Origin of the sequence: Ollibium composti, assembly GCF_004801285.1 — a bacterium.
Classification (GTDB): Bacteria; Pseudomonadota; Alphaproteobacteria; order Rhizobiales; family Rhizobiaceae; genus Mesorhizobium; species Mesorhizobium composti.
This window is the reverse complement of sequence record NZ_SSNY01000008.1, coordinates 31,134-48,060: the sequence shown is the minus strand read 5'-3', so window position 1 is coordinate 48,060 and position 16,927 is coordinate 31,134. Positions and strand designations below refer to the sequence as shown.

General features: G+C 67.2%; 13 protein-coding genes and 1 other RNA gene. 10 read left to right on the top strand and 4 right to left on the bottom strand.

Annotation, left to right across the window (positions count from 1 at the left end; translation table 11 throughout):
* Positions 1 to 119 precede the first annotated feature (119 nt).
* From E6C48_RS14240 to E6C48_RS14215, 6 genes are read left to right on the top strand one after another with little or no spacing between them, the layout of a single operon-like run.
* Entirely contained in the window at positions 120 to 974 is an 855-nt protein-coding gene (locus E6C48_RS14240) for an FAD binding domain-containing protein (RefSeq protein WP_136358314.1), read from the top strand.
* Positions 971 to 3,724: a molybdopterin-dependent oxidoreductase gene (locus tag E6C48_RS14235; protein WP_136358311.1), complete on the top strand. Its 2,754-nt coding sequence runs from the start codon at positions 971 to 973 to the stop codon at positions 3,722 to 3,724. Before E6C48_RS14240 ends, E6C48_RS14235 begins: the two co-directional genes overlap by 4 nt.
* Positions 3,721 to 5,256: a 6-hydroxynicotinate reductase gene (locus E6C48_RS14230; protein WP_136358309.1), complete on the top strand. Its 1,536-nt coding sequence runs from the start codon at positions 3,721 to 3,723 to the stop codon at positions 5,254 to 5,256. The genes E6C48_RS14235 and E6C48_RS14230 overlap by 4 nt, the downstream gene beginning before the upstream one ends.
* On the top strand, positions 5,253 to 6,254 hold the full coding sequence (locus tag E6C48_RS14225) for a UPF0280 family protein (protein WP_136358307.1): 1,002 nt from the start codon (positions 5,253 to 5,255) through the stop codon (positions 6,252 to 6,254). The genes E6C48_RS14230 and E6C48_RS14225 overlap by 4 nt, the downstream gene beginning before the upstream one ends.
* Positions 6,247 to 6,831 (top strand): amino acid synthesis family protein, encoded by a 585-nt coding sequence (locus tag E6C48_RS14220; protein ID WP_136358305.1) that lies wholly within the window; start codon positions 6,247 to 6,249, stop codon positions 6,829 to 6,831. The genes E6C48_RS14225 and E6C48_RS14220 overlap by 8 nt, the downstream gene beginning before the upstream one ends.
* The gene (locus E6C48_RS14215) at positions 6,828 to 7,253 is read left to right on the top strand and encodes a MarR family winged helix-turn-helix transcriptional regulator (RefSeq protein WP_136358303.1); all 426 of its coding nucleotides are present in this window, start codon (positions 6,828 to 6,830) and stop codon (positions 7,251 to 7,253) included. Before E6C48_RS14220 ends, E6C48_RS14215 begins: the two co-directional genes overlap by 4 nt.
* 9 nt (positions 7,254 to 7,262) lie before the next feature.
* On the opposite strand, the gene E6C48_RS14210 is transcribed toward E6C48_RS14215, so the two are convergent.
* Entirely contained in the window at positions 7,263 to 8,855 is a 1,593-nt protein-coding gene (locus E6C48_RS14210; RefSeq protein ID WP_136358301.1) for a trimethylamine methyltransferase family protein, read from the bottom strand.
* A 172-nt stretch (positions 8,856 to 9,027) separates the two neighbouring features.
* Complete coding sequence (pdxR, locus tag E6C48_RS14205; protein ID WP_136358299.1) at positions 9,028 to 10,518, bottom strand: MocR-like pyridoxine biosynthesis transcription factor PdxR; 1,491 nt, start codon at positions 10,516 to 10,518, stop codon at positions 9,028 to 9,030.
* Positions 10,519 to 10,793: 275 nt separating this feature from the next.
* Between pdxR and pgi the strand changes: the two genes are divergently transcribed.
* The 3 genes from pgi (at position 10,794) to E6C48_RS14190 (ending at position 14,993) form a co-directional block, all read left to right on the top strand.
* The gene (gene pgi / locus E6C48_RS14200) at positions 10,794 to 12,437 is read left to right on the top strand and encodes a glucose-6-phosphate isomerase (protein ID WP_136358297.1); all 1,644 of its coding nucleotides are present in this window, start codon (positions 10,794 to 10,796) and stop codon (positions 12,435 to 12,437) included.
* An 8-nt stretch (positions 12,438 to 12,445) separates the two neighbouring features.
* Positions 12,446 to 13,162: an HAD family hydrolase gene (locus tag E6C48_RS14195; protein ID WP_136358295.1), complete on the top strand. Its 717-nt coding sequence runs from the start codon at positions 12,446 to 12,448 to the stop codon at positions 13,160 to 13,162.
* A gap of 1,234 nt (positions 13,163 to 14,396) precedes the next feature.
* Entirely contained in the window at positions 14,397 to 14,993 is a 597-nt protein-coding gene (locus tag E6C48_RS14190) for a DUF2239 family protein (protein WP_230978767.1), read from the top strand.
* 207 nt (positions 14,994 to 15,200) lie between these two features.
* Here E6C48_RS14190 and nudC read toward each other — a convergent pair whose 3' ends face one another.
* Both nudC and E6C48_RS14180 read right to left on the bottom strand, forming a co-directional pair.
* Positions 15,201 to 16,145, bottom strand: coding sequence for an NAD(+) diphosphatase (gene nudC, locus E6C48_RS14185; RefSeq protein ID WP_136358293.1), 945 nt, complete (start codon positions 16,143 to 16,145; stop codon positions 15,201 to 15,203).
* A 40-nt stretch (positions 16,146 to 16,185) separates the two neighbouring features.
* A complete protein-coding gene (locus tag E6C48_RS14180; protein WP_136358291.1) occupies positions 16,186 to 16,605 on the bottom strand; it encodes an HIT domain-containing protein in 420 nt (139 codons plus the stop codon).
* A 137-nt stretch (positions 16,606 to 16,742) separates the two neighbouring features.
* Here E6C48_RS14180 and ffs point away from each other — a divergent pair.
* Positions 16,743 to 16,839, top strand: an RNA gene (ffs, locus tag E6C48_RS14175) — signal recognition particle sRNA small type.
* Positions 16,840 to 16,927: the final 88 nt, after the last annotated feature.

Sequence of the window (16,927 nt, the reverse complement as noted above, 5' to 3'; positions counted from 1 at the left end):
GTGCTCGCGCGGGTTGTCTTTGACAATGGCGAGCGGCTTGATATCATTCGTATACAAATGAATTGCCGGCCACGTACCGGCAGCTCCTTGCGAGGGAAGGAGCGACGGGAAGGCAGAGCGTGACGCGTTACGCGAAACCCACCATTCTCAGTGAGGCGCTGGCCTTGCTCGGCGAGCGGCCGTGGCGGCTGCTGGCCGGCGGCACGGATTTCTATCCGGCTCTCGGCAACCGCCCGCTGAAGGAGGATGTGCTCGACATCAACGGACTGGCTGAACTGCGCGGCATCGCCGACAGCGGTGACCATTGGGTCATCGGCGCGCGCACCACCTGGACGGATATCGCCCGCCATCAATTTCCGGCCGCCTTCGATGCGCTGCGACAGGCGGCGCGCGAGGTCGGCTCGCCGCAGATCCAGAACGTCGCCACCGTTGCCGGCAATCTCTGCAACGCATCGCCGGCGGCCGATGGCGTGCCGGCGCTGCTTACGCTCGACGCCGAGGTCGAACTGCGCTCGGCGACGGAAACGCGTCGCCTGCCGCTGTCGGCCTTCATCCTCGGCAATCGCCGCACCGCGCTCGGCATCGGCGAGATGGTCACCGCCATCCGCGTGCCGAAGTCTTCGGCCGCCGGCTGTTCCGCTTTCGTCAAGCTGGGCGCGCGTCGCTATCTGGTGATTTCCATCGGCATGGCGGCCGCTCGAATCATAGTGGAAACAGGCGTTGTCCGCGAGGCGGCCGTCGCGGTCGGTGCCTGCTCGGCGGTGGCGCGAAGGCTGGCCGGCGTCGAGGCCGCGCTGCGCGGTATGCCTGTTCCCGCCTTGCGCGATGCGGTTCTGGCGGCACCCATGGACGAGCTTTCCCCGATCGATGATGTGCGCGGCAGCGCCGCCTATCGCATCGAAGCCGCGCGCGAGATCGTGGCCCGCGCGGTGGTTGCTGCCGCAGCGCTGGACGAAGGGAGGCGGGCGGCATGAGCGAAGGGCGCATCAATATCGCCTTCCACGTCAACGGCGCGCCGGTCTCGCTCGCCGTGCCGCCGGTTCGGCGGCTGTCCGCGCTGCTGCGCGACGAGTTGCGCCTCACCGGCACCAAGGTCGGCTGCGACGCCGGTGACTGCGGCGCCTGCACCGTGCTGCTCGACGGCGAGCCGGTCTGCGCCTGCCTGACGCCGGCGGCCTTGGTGAACGGCGCTGCGGTGACAACGGTGGAAGGGTTGGCCAACGGTGCGTTGTCGGCCTTGCAGGCGTCCTTCCTCGCCCGTGGCGCGGCGCAATGCGGCATCTGCACGCCCGGCCTGCTGGTCGCCGGCACGGCGCTCCTGGAAAAGGAGCCGCATCCGAGCGAGGCGCAAGTGCAGGATGCGCTGGGCGGCGTGCTCTGCCGCTGCACCGGCTACCGCAAGATCGTCGCGGCTGTGATGGACGCGGCGGACTACGGTTCAAACGCCGGCGGCATCGATCGCCACCTCCCGGCCTCCGGTCACGCCGTCGGCGCGCGTATTGCCAGACTGGACGGCGTACCCAAGATCAACGGTACCGAAGCCTTTGGCGGCGATTCCTTCCCCGCCGATGCGCTTGCCGTGCTGGTCGTGCGCTCGCCACATCACCACCCCCGCTTCGCCTTCGGCGATCTCGATGCTTGGGCACAGGCCAAATCCGGCGTCGTCGGCATCTTCACCGCCGCCGACATTCCGGGCAAAAACTGTTTCGGCGTCATCGCGCCCTTCGCCGACCAGCCGGCACTGGCCGAAGGCGTGGCGCGCTTCCGCGGCGAAGCGATCGCCATCGTGGCCGCCGAGCGCGACGCGGTGGCTGGCCTCGACCTGTCGGATTTCCCGGTCGAATGGACCGAACTGCCGGCCATGCTGCAACCGGCCGAGGCGCAGGCGGACGGCGCATCGCTGATCCATGCCAACCGGCCTGGCAATCTGCTGACGAAGGGCTTCGTCGAGCGCGGCGACCCGGAGGCGGCGCTGGCGGGGGCGGCCGTCACCGCCGCGCAGGTCATCGAAACCTCCTATGTTGAGCACGCCTATATCGAACCGGAAGCCGGCTATGCGACATGGGACGGTGACACGCTGACCGTCGTTGCCTGCACCCAGGCGCCCTACATGGACCGCGACGATACGGCCAAGGTGCTCGGCCTCGCGCCGGACAAGGTGCGCATCATGCCGACCGCCACCGGCGGTGGCTTCGGCTCCAAACTCGACGTCTCGCTGCAACCGCTGATCGGGCTGGTGGCGATGAAGACGGGCCGGCCGGCGGCACTGACCTACACGCGCTCCGAATCGATGATGTCCACCACCAAGCGCCACCCCGCCGTCATGCGATCAAGTATCGGCGCGGATGCGCAAGGCCGTATCGCCGGCATGGTGTTCGAGGGCGATTTCAACACCGGCGCCTATGCGAGCTGGGGGCCGACGGTGGCCAACCGCGTGCCGGTTCACGCTTCCGGCCCTTACCGCACGCCGAACTACCGCGCCGAGGGCCGCGCCATCCACACCAACGGGCCGATCTCCGGCGCCTTTCGCGGCTTCGGCGTGCCGCAAGCGACGATCATGCAGGAGACCCTTTACGACGAACTGGCGGACAGGCTGGGCATCGACCGGCTGGCCTTCCGTCTCGCCAACTGCCTGCGCGACGGCGACGAGACCGTCACCGGGCAGAGGCTCGAAGGCGTCGGCATCGCCGCCTGCCTGGAGGCGCTGGAGCCGCATTGGCATCGCGCGTTGGCCGAGGCGGAAGCCTTCAACGCCGCGAACGCGGACCGCAAGCGCGGCGTCGGCGTGGCGTCATGCTGGTATGGCTGCGGCAACACCTCGCTGCCCAATCCCTCGACCATCAAGATCGGCATTTCCGCCGCTGGCGAGGTGGTGCTGCATCAGGGCGCGGTCGATATCGGCCAAGGCTCCAACACGGTGATTTCCCAGATCGCCGCCGATGCGCTCGGCCTGCCGCTGGCGGCGATCCGGCTGAAGGGCGCCGACACCGCCATCACCCCCGACGCCGGCAAGACCTCCGCCTCGCGCCAGACCTTCGTCACCGGCAAGGCGGCCGAGAAGGCGGGCAAGGCACTGCGGGACAAAATCCTGCGCTTCGCCAATGTCTCGGGCGAGGCGCAGCTGGCGCTGGAGGCGGGCGCGCTCGTCATCCGCGAAGGGGAAGCCACCCGCCGCATCGACCTATCGAAATTGACTGCCGATGCTGATGGTTTGGCCTTCGTCGCGCAGGAAAGCTATGACCCGCCGACCCTGCCGCTGGACGAGAAGGGGCAGGGCAAGCCCTATGCCGTCTACGGCTACGGCGCGCAGGTCGCCGAGCTTGAGGTCGACATGAAACTCGGCACGGTGAAGCTGATAAAGATCACCGCCGCACATGATGTCGGCAAGGCGATCAACCCGCTTCTGGCGGAAGGCCAGATCGAGGGCGGCATCGCCCAGGGCATCGGGCTGGCGCTGATGGAGGAATACATCCCCGGCCGCACCGAAAACCTGCACGACTATCTCATTCCCACCATCGGCGATGTGCCGCCGATTGAAACGATCCTGGTCGAAGTGGCCGATCCGGAAGGGCCGTTCGGCGCCAAGGGTTTGGGCGAGCATGTGTTGATCCCGACCGCCCCGGCGATCCTCAACGCCATCCGCCATGCCACCGGCGCGCTGGTGAAGAAGGTACCGGCGACGCCGTCGCGCGTGCTCGCCGCGATAAGGGAGGCGTGGTCATGAGCGAACTCTCCGAACGCTTCGACACGCATGACCCCGGCGAGAAAAAAGTGGCGGAAAAGATCCGCTGCGATGCCTGCCCGGTCATGTGCTACATCGCCGAGGGCCGCACCGGCGCCTGCGACCGCTACGGCAATGTCGGGGGCAACATCGTGCGCATGGACCCGCTGACCATCCTCGATCACGCCGCCGAGACCGGCGCCGCCGTCGTGCCGTTCGACGACGGCGAGGCGTGGGACGGCGAACTGGTCGACACGCGCCGCCGCTTCGTCTCGGCCATCGGTGCCGGCACCACCTATCCTGATTATAAGCCGGCGCCTTTCATCGTCAGCCAGGAGGTCGAGGGCGTCGATCTGGTGACGGTGGTGACGGAGGGCATTTTCTCCTATTGTGGCGTCAAGGTGAAGATCGACACCGACCGCCATATCGGCGATGAAACGGCCGTCGTGCGCGCCGGCGGCGAGGCGATCGGCCACGTCACCACCGGCGAATACGGCTCGCAGATGCTGTCGCTCGGCGGCGTGCATCACCTCACCGGCGGCTCCAAGGCCGAGGGCCGCGCCACCTGCGACGCCATGCTGGCGCTCTGCAACAAAGAGCCGGTCGAACTTGCCATCGACGGCGGCGCCACCGTCGTCGTGCAGGCGGGCCGCCCGCCGGTCATCGACGGCAAGGCGGAAAACCGCATGCGCGTCGGCTGCGGCTCGGCCACCATCGGCATGTTCGCCACGCAATGGCGCGGGCTGGTGGACGAGGTGGTTGTGGTGGACGACCACATCACCGGCGTCGTTTCCGAGCATCAGGCCGGCAAGGTGCTGGGCTGGCAGGATACCGGCATAAAAATCCTCGGCCGCCGCTCCACGCCCGGCCGCTATTTCAAGGTGTCGGAGCCGGGGCTGGGCTGGGGAGGCACGACGATCTCCGACCCCTTGTCGATCCTCGGAGAATGGAACGCCAAGAAGGGCGCGCGGCCGGGCCTGTCGCTTCTGATGGTCTCCACTACGGGCGAGCAGTTTTCCTATTACGAGCTGGATGACGATCTGAAGCCGGTCGAAAAGCCATTTCCCGAGCGGCTGCGCAAATCGGTCGACCTGATCGAGGACAATTGCGAGCCTGCCCTGTGTACCGTGCTGTTCGTCGGCGGGGCGGGGGGCTCGCTGCGCGCCGGCGTCACGGAGAACCCGGTCAATCTCACCCGCTCCGTGCATGGCCTGCAGACCTACGTCACGGTCGGCGGCGCACCCTGCTATGTCTGGCCGGGCGGCGGCATCACGCTGATGGTCGATGTCAGCCGCATGCCCGACAACGCATTCGGTTACGTACCGACGCCGGCGCTGGTGGCCCCCATCGAGTTCACCTTGCGCCGCGACAACTATCTGAGGCTCGGCGGTTACGAGGCCGAAATCCGCAGCGTCGGGGATGTGCTGGCACGCGGCGGCGAATACCTGAACCCTCGCCACACCGCCGGCGCGCCGGCGGACAATCCGTGGCCGCCGCTGGTGCAGGCGCGCCGGCGCGAGGGGCCGGAGCGATGAACGGCCCGCAGGCGCATTGGCTGGACGACGGGCGGCGGCTGCACCTCAACCACGGCCCCATCGACCTGATCGTGGAAGCCTTCGGGGCGGCCGGGGAACGGCAAGCAGCCTATGCGCAGGCGGTCGAGCGCTTCCAGACGATCCTGACCGAACTGGTGGCGGAGTTGCCGGAGTTGCGTAAGCCGGCTCTCGTCGCCACCCCCACCCCTGACCCCTCCCCGCAGGGGGGAGGAGAAGAGAAAGAGGGAGCGCGCGGCAGCTTCCCCTCCCCCTTGCGGGGAGGGGGCAGGGGTGGGGGTGGGCAGGCGCTTTCGTCGTCGCCTTTCACAGGCTCCACCGCCCGGCGCATGGCGGCCGCCGTCGCCCCGCTGGCCGAAACCTTCATCACGCCGATGGCGGCGGTCGCGGGCGCCGTCGCCGACGAAATTCTGGCGGCGATGCTTGCCGGCCGCCGGCTCGACCGCGCTTATGTCAACAATGGCGGCGATTGCGCGCTGCACCTCGCCGAGGGCCAATCCATGCAATTGGCGATTGCCGGCACCGGCCATGACCTCGCCGACCGCGTCACGATCCGGGCCGAAGACCCGGTGCGCGGCGTCGCCACCAGCGGCTGGCGCGGTCGTTCGTTCTCGCTGGGTATCGCCGATGCCGTCACCGTGCTTGCCCGGACCAGCGCCGAGGCCGACGCGGCGGCCACGATCGTCGCCAACGCCGTCGACCTGCCCGGCCATCCGGCCGTTACGCGGCAGCCGGCCTGCGACCTCGCGCCCGACAGCGACCTTGGCGAGCGGTTTGTGACCATCGGCGTCGGTGTCTTGTCTCCGGCCGAAGTCGGCGCGGCGCTGGAGCGCGGCATGGCCGTCGCCGAAGACTTGCGCCATCGCGGCCTGATCGCCGCGTCGGCGCTGTTCCTTGCCGGGCAATCCCGCATCAGCGGCCCGATATCGCTTCCGGCTGTCTCCCATTCGACAGAAAAGAAAGAACTCGCCCATGCCTGAATTCCCCATCCGCAGGATCGCGGTCCAGATCGAAGACATTTTTCACGAAGGCGGTCCGGTAGCCAGGCAGCCGCGCCGACGCGCGGTCGCCTTAGGCATCGTGAAAAACCCCTTCGCCGGCCGTTATGTCGAAGACCTGCAACCGGCGATGGAGGACCTGAAACCGCTCGGCCTCGACCTGACCGACCGGTTGATTGCGGCGCTCGGCGGCGACATCGCGGCCATCGACGGCTACGGCAAAGGCGCTATCGTCGGCACCGAAGGCGAGATCGAGCATGGCGCGCTGTGGCACGTGCCGGGCGGATATGCGATGCGCGAGCGCCTCGGCCAGGCGAAGGCCATCGTGCCGTCGGCCATGAAGGTCGGCGGCGCCGGCGCCACGTTGGACGTGCCGCTCGGCCACACCAACGCCGCCTATGTGCGCAGCCACTTCGACGCCGTCGAGGTGCGCGCCGCCGATGGGCCGCGGCCGGACGAAATTCTGTTCTGCCTCGCCATGGCCTGCGGCCCGCGCATCCACAACCGCATGGGCGGGCTGGAGGCAAAGGACATCAAGGTCTGGGACGGCCAGCGATGACCGTCGGCCCGGATGGCGGCTATCATCTGCAGGAGCAGATCGGCTTTGTCCTGCGCAAGGCCAACCAGCGCCATCTGGCCATCTTTTCGGCGCGCATCGGCGACCTGACGCCGCCGCAGTTCGCTGCGCTCGCCAAGCTCAAGGAGGTCGGCGAGACCTCGCAGAACCAGCTCGGCAGCCTGATCGCCATGGATGCTGCAACGGTAAAGGGCGTCATCGACCGGCTGAAGGCGCGCGGCCTGGTCGAGATCGGCAAGGACGGCGCCGACAAGCGCCGCCTGCTGGTCAGCCTGACGGTGGAGGGGCGCGACCTGATCGAGCGCCTGGTGCCGCTCGCCGCAGCGATCACCTACGAGACGCTGGCGCCGCTGACTCAGCGCGAGGCCTCGACGCTACTACGCCTGCTCGGCCGGATTGCCTGAGACGGCCTTTCAGCCGCCCATGCCGCTGCGCGGTAACTGAATGAGATCGCCGAAGCGGACGCGCAGCTTTTCGTCGACGCTGCGCGGCACGTGGCGCGGGAAACGCTCGGCCAGCACCCGCTTCTTCTCGGCGATGGCCCGCTGGAGAATGTCCGGCTTGCCCTTCTCGTTCCATTCCTTCGGCGAGAAGCGGTCGCCGACGGCGGGATAGAAATATTCCGTCTGCATCAGCTTCAGTGTCTGCTCGTGGCCGAGATAGTGGCCGGGACCGTTGAGGCAGACATCGGCGATGGTGTCGACGGAGAGCGCCGCATCCGTCACTTCGATGCCGCGCACGCAGCGCTGGCACATGCCGAGCATGTCGTTGTCGATGATGAGGCTTTCCAGGCAGAAGCCGAGCAGCGAGGCGTGCATGCCGGCCGATTCATATACGAGATTAAGGCCGGACAGGCCTGCCATGACGTCGGTGATGCCTTTTTCGAAGCCGGACTGGATGTCGGGCAGTTTCGAATCGGCCATGCCGGCGGCCGAGCCACCCGGCAGGTCATAGAACTGCGCCATCTGCGCGCAACAGGCGGTCAGCAGCGCCTGCTCGGCCGAACCGCCCGACATGGCGCCGGTCCTGAGGTCCGAGACGAACGGCCACGTGCCGAAGATCGCCGGATGGCCGGGTTTTATCGCGTTGACGTAGATCAGCCCGACCAGCACTTCGGCCACTGCCTGCACCACGGCCCCGGCGATCGCTGCCGGCGCCGTCGCACCTGCCTGTCCGGCCGAGAGCAGCAGGATCGGGATGCCGCCTTCCACGCAGGCTTCCAGCACGCCGCAGGCATCCTCGGCGAATTTCATCGGCGGCACGACGAAGCAGTTGGAATTGGAGACGAAGGGCCGGGCGCGGAAATTCTCCTCGCCGCCGGCAATCGCGTAGAGCATCTCCAGCGCGGGCTTCACGTTCTCGCGCACGGTGAACGACGTGCCGACATGCTTGGATGTTCCCATCACGCAGGCGTAGAGCGTGTTGAAATCCATGTCGAGCGGGTCGGGAATGTCGCGCGGCACCATCGGCCGCTGGAAGAAATGGATGTTGTCCAGCCCGTCGACGATGCGGGCGGCGTCGTAGATGTCCTGCAACAGCGATTCGCGATAGACGCGCTTCTCGACATCGACGAGGTGAACGGCCGCGCCCGCCGTGCCATAATGCACGCGCTTGCCCTGGATCACCATGTCGTGCTTCGGGTCCTGGCCGTGCAGCGTGAAATTGCGCGCCGCGCGCTTGATAGTGTCGAGCACGAGATTACGCGGGAAGCGCAGCCGCCCGTCCTCGCCCAATGTGGCGCCGACACCGGTCAGGGCCTCGATGCAGGAGGGAATGGCGTTGGCGAAGCCGACGGTTTCCAGCAGCGTCAGCACCGCCTCGTGGATGCGCTCGAGGTCGTTCTGCGAAAGCGGTGCGTAGCGCCCGCCTTCGAGGCCGGCGCGCACGGGCCTGATGTCGTCGGCCAGCGGCGCGGCTCGCATGGCCCGGCGCGCTTCGCGCCCGCCGGACCGGCGTGAACGATGTTCTTCTCCCGGCGCGTCGAGCTTCTCGGCAGTCTCAGACATCACGACAACTCCACCCATGCGGCGAAGCCGGCCGGTAGCGGTTGATCCGCCTTGGTCCAGCTCTGTTCCCGCATCGGACTATGCCGTCATGTCTGGCCCATCAGCATGAGCCAGCCGATTCCGCCGGATGGGCCAGCCCTTGCGTCAGCTGTCGCGCAACGGAAGGCGATGCTCAGGCCGCCGCGGGCCGGCGCCCTGCCGCCGTCGCAAGCTCGCGGATGCCCGGCTCGATGTGCTGCAGCGCGATCGAGGAGATGCCGAGGCGCATGAAGCGCGACGGCCGGTCGGAACGGTCGAAGAAGCGGTCGCCCGGCTCGATGATGACGCTGCGGCTGGCCGCCGCCGCCGCGAGATCGCGCGAATCCGTGCCGCGCGGCCCCTCCAGCCACAGTGAGGTGCCGCCGGCCGAATCGGTCGAGCGCCATTCCGGCAGGAAGGCGTCGATCGCATGCACCAGCCGCTTGCGCCGCTCCTCGAACGCCGCCGAAAGCCGGCGCACCAGCGCCTCGTGATGGCCGAGCGACAGGAACAGGGCGACGGCACGCTGGTTGTTGGCCGGCGGATGGCGCAGCATGAAGCGGCGCAGCGCCCTGAGTTCCGCGATCAGCCCGGCGGAGGCGACGATGTAGCCGAGCCTGAGGCCCGGCGCCAACGTCTTCGACATCGAGCCGACATAGATGACGCGCCCCGAGCGATCGACGCTCTTCAGCGCCTGCTGCGGCGCCTCGTCGAGCAGCTGGCTGTCGTAGCCGTCCTCGATGATGATCTGGTTGTTGCGGTTGGCGCGCGCCAGAAGGTCCTGCCGCCGTTCCGCCGAAAGCGGCACCATGGTCGGACAATGATGGCTGGGCGTGACGAAGACGAAGCCGGAATCGGCCGGAATGGCCGAGGTCACGATGCCGGACTCGTCGACCGGCACCGGCTGCACGTCGGCGCCCGCCAGCTTGAAGATGGAGCGCGCGTCGGGATAGCCGGGGTCTTCCATCGCTACCTTGGAGCCCTTGGTCATCAACAGCGAGGCCAGCATGTAGAGCGCGTTCTGCGCGCCGAGCGTCACGATGATCTCGTCGGGATTGGCGAAGATGCCGCGCCGTGGCAACAGCCGCGCCTGGATCTGCTCGATCAAGAGCGGATCGTCGCGGTCGACCATGTCGGACGCCCAGTTGCGGATCTCCAGCACCGCCAGCGCCATGCGGTTGCATTCGCGCCATTCGGCGGTCGGGAAAAGCGCGGGGTCGAACTGACCGTAGACGAACGGATAGGACGACTTGATCCAGTTCTCCTGCTTATTGGGCGGGGGCATGTCGGAGGCGGCGATCTGCCGGCGTGCCTTCCAGTCGATCTCGTTCTGCTGCTCGGGCGACTTCTGCGGCTTGGCCGGCGTGGCGAGCACTTCCGGGTTGACGAAATGGCCGCGCCGCTCGCGCGCCACCAGGAAACCTTGGTCGACCAGCTGCTGAAAGGCGAGCACCACCGTGCCGCGCGCCACGCCGAGCTTCTCCGCCAGGATGCGGCAGGAGGGAAGCGGCATGGACGCGGCGATCTGGCGGTCGAGGATGGCGGCGACGATCGCCTGCCTGATCTGCGCCTGCAGCGTCTGGCCCGACTCGGCAGAGATGCGGAACAGGCCCGACCAGATGGCCGTGTCATTACGCTGTGGCATAAAAGCTCTCCTCGATGGTCAGTCTTTTTAATCTTGGTGGACCAGTGGACTGTATGCTTGGCATAAGCGATTGCGCCAATCAATTTTTCTGATTTCTCCGATTTATGCCAATGATCCATCAGCCGGCCCGGGAACCGATCGCGGCCGGTTGAAACGGTTGAAAATTCCGCCGATAGTCCGCGCCCGCCCGCGGCGGGACAAAACCGCGTTACCGGCCTCCCGCCGGTGGCACGCGGTCTGCTAAGTTGCGCCGCAAACCGCTGAGGAGTCCTGCCGTGGATCACAAAGCCTTCGCCAAGCAGCTTGCCGCGCTCGGCAAACACCGCGCTTCGCTGTCGATGAACATGCGCGATGCCTTCGCCGCCGACCCGCAGCGTTTCGAGAAATTCTCCGCCACCGACGGTGACCTGCTGCTCGACTGGTCGAAATGCGCGGTCGACGAGGAGGCGATGCGCCAACTCGTAGCACTTGCAGGTGCAGCCGGCGTCGAGGAAAAGCGCGCCGCGATGTTTTCCGGCAAGCACATCAACATCACCGAGGACCGCGCCGTGCTGCACACGGCGCTGCGCGACCTCGACGGCAAGGGCTTGCATGTCGACGGGCAGGACGTGAAGAAGGACGTCGAGTCCGTCCTCGCCGCCATGGCGGATTTCGCCGATGCCGTGCGTTCCGGCAAGGCGGCCGGCGCGACCGGCAAGGCGATCACCGACGTCGTCAACATCGGCATCGGCGGCTCCGACCTCGGCCCGGCCATGGCCACGCTGGCGCTGGCGCCCTATCACGACGGGCCGCGCAGCCATTACGTCTCCAACATCGACGGCGCCCATATCCACGACACGCTGAAGGGGCTCGATCCGGCGACGACGCTGTTCATCATCGCCTCCAAGACCTTCACCACGGTCGAGACGATGACCAATGCCGAGACGGCCCGGCACTGGATCCAGGAAAAGCTCGGCAAGGAGGCTGTCGGCCACCATTTCGCCGCCGTCTCCACCGCGCTCGACCTCGTCGCGAAGTTCGGCATCCGGCAGGAGCGTGTGTTCGGCTTCTGGGACTGGGTCGGCGGCCGTTATTCGGTTTGGGGCGCCATCGGCCTGCCGGTGATGATCGCCGTCGGCCCGGAGAACTTCCGCGCCTTCCTGCGCGGCGGCGCCGAGATGGACGCCCATTTCCGCGATACGCCGCCTCAGAAGAACCTGCCCTTCCTGCTCGGCCTCGTCGGCTTCTGGCATCGCGTGGTGTGCAAATATCCGGCCCGCGCCGTCATCCCCTACGACCAGCGCCTGTCGCGCCTGCCGGCCTATCTCCAGCAGCTCGACATGGAATCGAACGGCAAGAGCGTCACCGTCGATTCGAAGCCGGTGACGACGCCGACGGGGCCTCTGGTGTGGGGCGAGCCCGGCACCAACGGCCAGCACGCCTTTTTCCAGCTGCTTCACCAGGGCACCGACATTATCCCGGTCGAGTTCCTCGCCGCTGCCATCGGCCATGAGCCGAACCTGAGGCACCACCACGACCTGCTGCTCGCCAACTGCCTTGCGCAGTCGGAAGCTCTGATGAAGGGCCGCACGCTGGAGGAAGCGCGGGCGCAGATGCTGGCCAAGGGGCAAAAGCCCGATTTCGTCGACCGCATAGCCCCGCAGCGGGTTTTTTCCGGCAACCGGCCCTCGGTCACCATCCTCTACGAGAAGCTCGACCCGCGCACGCTCGGCCGGCTGATCGCGCTCTACGAGCACCGCGTCTTCGTCGAGGGCGTGCTTTACGACATCAACTCCTTCGACCAGTGGGGCGTGGAACTCGGCAAGGAGCTCGCCACGCAGCTGTTGCCTGTCGTGGAAGGCAAGGAGAGTGCCGCAGGCAGGGACGCCTCGACCGCCGGCCTGGTGGGACATATCCGGCGGCTGGGCGCGAAGGGGTGAGGCGGCAATTGGCAACCATCAAGGGGATCCTGTTCGACAAGGACGGCACGCTGGTCGATTTCAACGCCACCTGGTCGGCGGTCGCCGATTTCATGGCGATGGAGGCGGCGGACGGCGACCGGCCGGCGGCCGACGAACTGCTCACCGTGGCCGGCTACGATTTCGATGCGCGGCGTTTCAAGGCCGACTCGATCTTCGCCGCCGGCACCAACCGCGACGTGGTGGAGGCGTGGTTTCCGCAGCTGTCGCGGCAGGAGCAGGGCGCCGCCCTTGCCCGCTTCAACGAGATCACGGCCGTGGAAGGATCGCGCAAGGCGGTGGCGCTGCCGGGCATACCAGCAGCGCTGGCGGCGCTGCACGGGCGCGACTACCGGCTGGGCGTCGCCACCAACGATTCCACCAGCGGCGCGGAAAAGACGCTGCTGGCCCTCGGCATCGCCCAGCTTTTCGACGCCGCCTACGGCTACGACGCCGTGGCCAACCCCAAGCCGGCGCCCGACGTGGTGCTGTCCTTCTGCGACTTGACCGGACTGAAGCCGGCCGAGATCGCCATGGTGGGCGACAACCGCCACGACCTCGATATGGCGCGTGCGGGCGGCTGCGGCCTGGCGGTGGGGGTTCTGTCCGGCACCGGCACGCGCGCCTCGCTGGCGCCGATGGCCGACGTGGTGCTGGACTCGGTGGCCGACCTGCCGGCGTTCCTGGAGGAATTGGGCCGGAACTGAGCGCCGTCGTTCCCCTCCCCCTTGAGGGGGTGAGAAGCGGTCCGCGCAGCGGACGAAAAGCCAATTGCCTGGCTTTTCGAGCGACGAACGGTGAAAGACCGGTTCGCCCTCGGGCGGATCAAAACGTCCGGTGGACGTTTTGAAGGTCTTGAGCGCCCGAAGGGCTGGGAGCGATAGCGGAGGGCCGTGGCCGGGCGAAGCCCGGTCGGGAGGGGTAACCTCAACCACTCCAACGCGAAGAAACTCTCGCTCTACGGCCAACAACCCCTCTCCGTCTCGGCTTCGCCGAGCCACGTTCGTCACTCGAAAAGCCAAGCAATTGGCTTTTCGTCCGCTACGCGGACCGTTCCTCAACCCCAGAGGGGCGAGGAACCCAAGTCCTGTTGGATCGGTGCCATGTGGAAACTGCGTGATGCCTCGATACTCGCAGAGCGCGACGTTCGCGGGTTCCGGTTCCTCGCCCCTTTTGGGGGAGAGGTGGCTCGGCGAAGCCGAGACGGAGAGGGGTCTTTCATCGCAAACATCTTCATCGCCACGCTGCCTTTTCGGCCCTGGCCATTGTCAAAGAACTGACCTCGATGGCTTGAGGTCGGGAAGACGGCGGTCGTCGGAACGCTGCCGAATTTTATAAAACTGCGATCCGAAGACCGCCGTCCGGCGATTTCTGTTCCCGTCCGTTCCGCTTCACCGCAGCTCACGGCTTCGGTTTTCTTGCAAAAACCTCCACCGGCCGATGGCTTACAGCGCTCGTCCAGCGCACACGGGCCGTAATACCCGTAGGGGGTGAAGAGCGGTCCGCGCAGCGGACGAAAAGCCAATTGCTTGGCTTTTCGAGTGATGAACGCCCGGCAGGGCCCTTGGACGGCCCTTCGCTAGGGCTCAGGGCGTTCGGCGCCTATCATGATGCCACTGGCATCATGATTTTCTCGCTGCGCTCGAAACCGGCTTCTCACCCTCCCCGGGCAATCGTCTACGTTTGACGATCACCGGAGGCGCCGATCCCTTCCCACGCAATCACCGTCATGACCGGTGTTCCCGCGCGGGAAGCTGGGATGAGTATGGGACGGGTTCACGGGGATAAGTTTCCGGAAGATTTTTTTCGCTCTGCTTTCGTCATCCCAAAGCAGATCTTCGCCGCGCTGCAATCGTCTTCCGGGAGAACGAGGAGATCGTCGTGAGCCCGCTTCCATAAATTTACCCGGGTAATATTGACGGGCGCGCGTCGGACTGTTAAATGCGCCGCATGGAACAGAACATCATCACCGTCACAGCCTTTGCCGGCGACCGGCTTTTCGCCTCCGGGCAGCCGGCCGAGGTTGCGCTTGCCCTGAAGGCGGCCGCCGCCATGCCCGGCGACGTGCCGTTGCTGGCCTTCGACGACCGCAGCGGCCGGCAGGTCGATTTCGACCTGAGCGGAACCGACGCCGAGATCGTGGCCCGGCTGGCGCCGGCACAGGACGGCGCCGACCCCGGCGAACCGGCCGCGCGGCGCGGTGCCGGCCGGCCGAAGCTCGGTGTCGTGGCGCGCGAGGTCACGCTTCTGCCGCGCCATTGGCAATGGCTGGCCGAGCAGCCGGGCGGCGCTTCGGTGACCTTGCGCAAGCTGGTCGATGCCGCCCGCGCCGCCGATGCCGGCAAGGCGGCCGCGCGGACGGCGCAACAGGCGGCCGACCGCTTCATGGCGGCGATGTTGGGCAACCGGCCGGGCTACGAGGAAGCCGCGCGCGCGCTCTACGCCGGCAACCGGGACCGCTTCCTTGCGGTGTCCGAGCCATGGCCGGCGGACCTGCGCGACCATGCCCGGCGGCTGGCCGAGCCGGCGTTCGGCTGAAAAAGCACTGCGGGCCGATACCCCCACCCCTGGCCCCTCCCCGCAAGGGGGAGGGGGACGCCGACATCGCCGTTTCGTCCAAAACCGGCAACGTTGGTGGATATGGAAGCGCCGCATAATCCCCCTCCCCCTTGCGGGGAGGGGTTGGGGGTGGGGGTACAGCGCCCGATCCGACAGCCTGCCGGCAGGGAACAAAGACCCGCCGGTTCAGATGCCGTTTTCGACCCAGGCGCGGATGAGCGTGTGGGCGATCGCGCCTTTCGCCGGCGTGATGAGCCCGCCCGGATGCTCGCGCGCCAGCATCTGCCGCACCTCGTCGCGGAAGAACCAGCGGCAGTCCTCCAACTCGCCGAGGTCTGGCTGGATATCCTCGTTGAGCGGTTCGCCGAAACAGCCGATCATCAGCGAATAGGGGAACGGCCACGGCTGGCTGGCGTGGTAGACGACGCGGCCGAGACGGATGCCGGCCTCTTCCATCGTCTCGCGCCGCACCGCGTTCTCGATCGTCTCGCCCGGCTCGATGAAGCCGGCCAGCGCCGAATAGGAGCCGGGCGCGAAGTGGGGGCTGCGCCCGAGCAGGCATTTTTCGCGCGTCGCGGTCAGCATGATCGCCACCGGGTCGGTGCGCGGAAAATGGTCGGCGCCGCAGGAGGGGCAGTGGCGCCGGTAGCCGCCGGCGCGCGTTTCGCTGGCATGGCCGCATTTCGAGCAGAAGCGATGGCTGGCGTTCCAGGCAAGCAGCGCCGCCCCTTGTGCCAGCGCGCCGAGCGCGGCCGGATCGATGAGGCCCTGCATATAGACCGAGCGATAGTCGATGGCCTTGACCGTCGCTGGCAGGTCGTCCGCCCCGATGCCGGCCGATGCGGCGAGGATGGGGCCGCTTGCGTCGAAGCCCAGAAGCACGGCCTCGCCGAGGCGGGGCTTGAATGCCTCGCTTTCGGCCAGCCCGTACCATGGATCGAAGGTGCCGCCGTCGAGCTTCAGGCAGATGCGGCCGTCGCCGAGCAGCATCAGCCGCGTGCGCGGATCGGCCAGTGCCTTCTCGACGCAGTCGTCGGCGCGATTTTCCGACTGCCGGTCGATCTGGTTGCCGGCGAAGCCGACGAACTGGCTGGGCTCGGCCGAAGGCGCGTCGAAAAGGGCAAAGGTCATGGCGGCTGTCGGAGGATGTGTTCGGTTGGCGGGGTAGCTCTTATAGCGCCGCCTTCACGGTCTGGGCAAACTGGTGGAAATCCGCGCGCTGGTAGGGTTCGCGCAGGCCGTGGCCCCAGACCGGGCCGGGCCAGCCGGGGTCGCCCTCCGAGCGCGCCACCACGTGGATATGCAATTGCCGCACGATGTTGCCGAGGGCCGCTGTGTTGATCTTGGTGCAGTCGGTGGTCTTTTTCAAAGCCTGCGCCACCATGTTGACCTCGAAGGTCAGCATCGCCTGGTCGAGCGGGGTGAGGTCGTGGATTTCCTCGATGCCCGGCCGCTGCGGAACCAGGATGAGCCAGGGCCAGCGGCGGTCGTTCATCACCCTCAACTCGCACAGGCCCAGCCATAGCAACGGCTCGCTGTCCGCTTCCAGCCGGGCGTCGAGCGTGAATCCGGCCTTGAGGCCAGGCATCATCGGCGTTTCCCTCGTTTGTGACGAGGCTATTGCGGCGCCACGCCCCCCGCAAGCGATTCATGAGGGGACAACGGCAAGCCCATGCTGATTTTTGCCGGGCCTTGCATTCTCGCGCCGGATTGACGATATGGAAGACGGGAGGTTGGTGGTGGACGATCCACTCGCCAACCGGGTCAGGTCCGGAAGGAAGCAGCCCTAACGAGCCCGGAACGGGTCATTGTTCCAGCCTCCCGCCTTCTCCTCCTGCGACCTCCGTTCGGCGACCGCTTTGGTGATGTTGACGGCGCATCGGCACGCGGGCGAAACTCGTTGCGGAATCGGC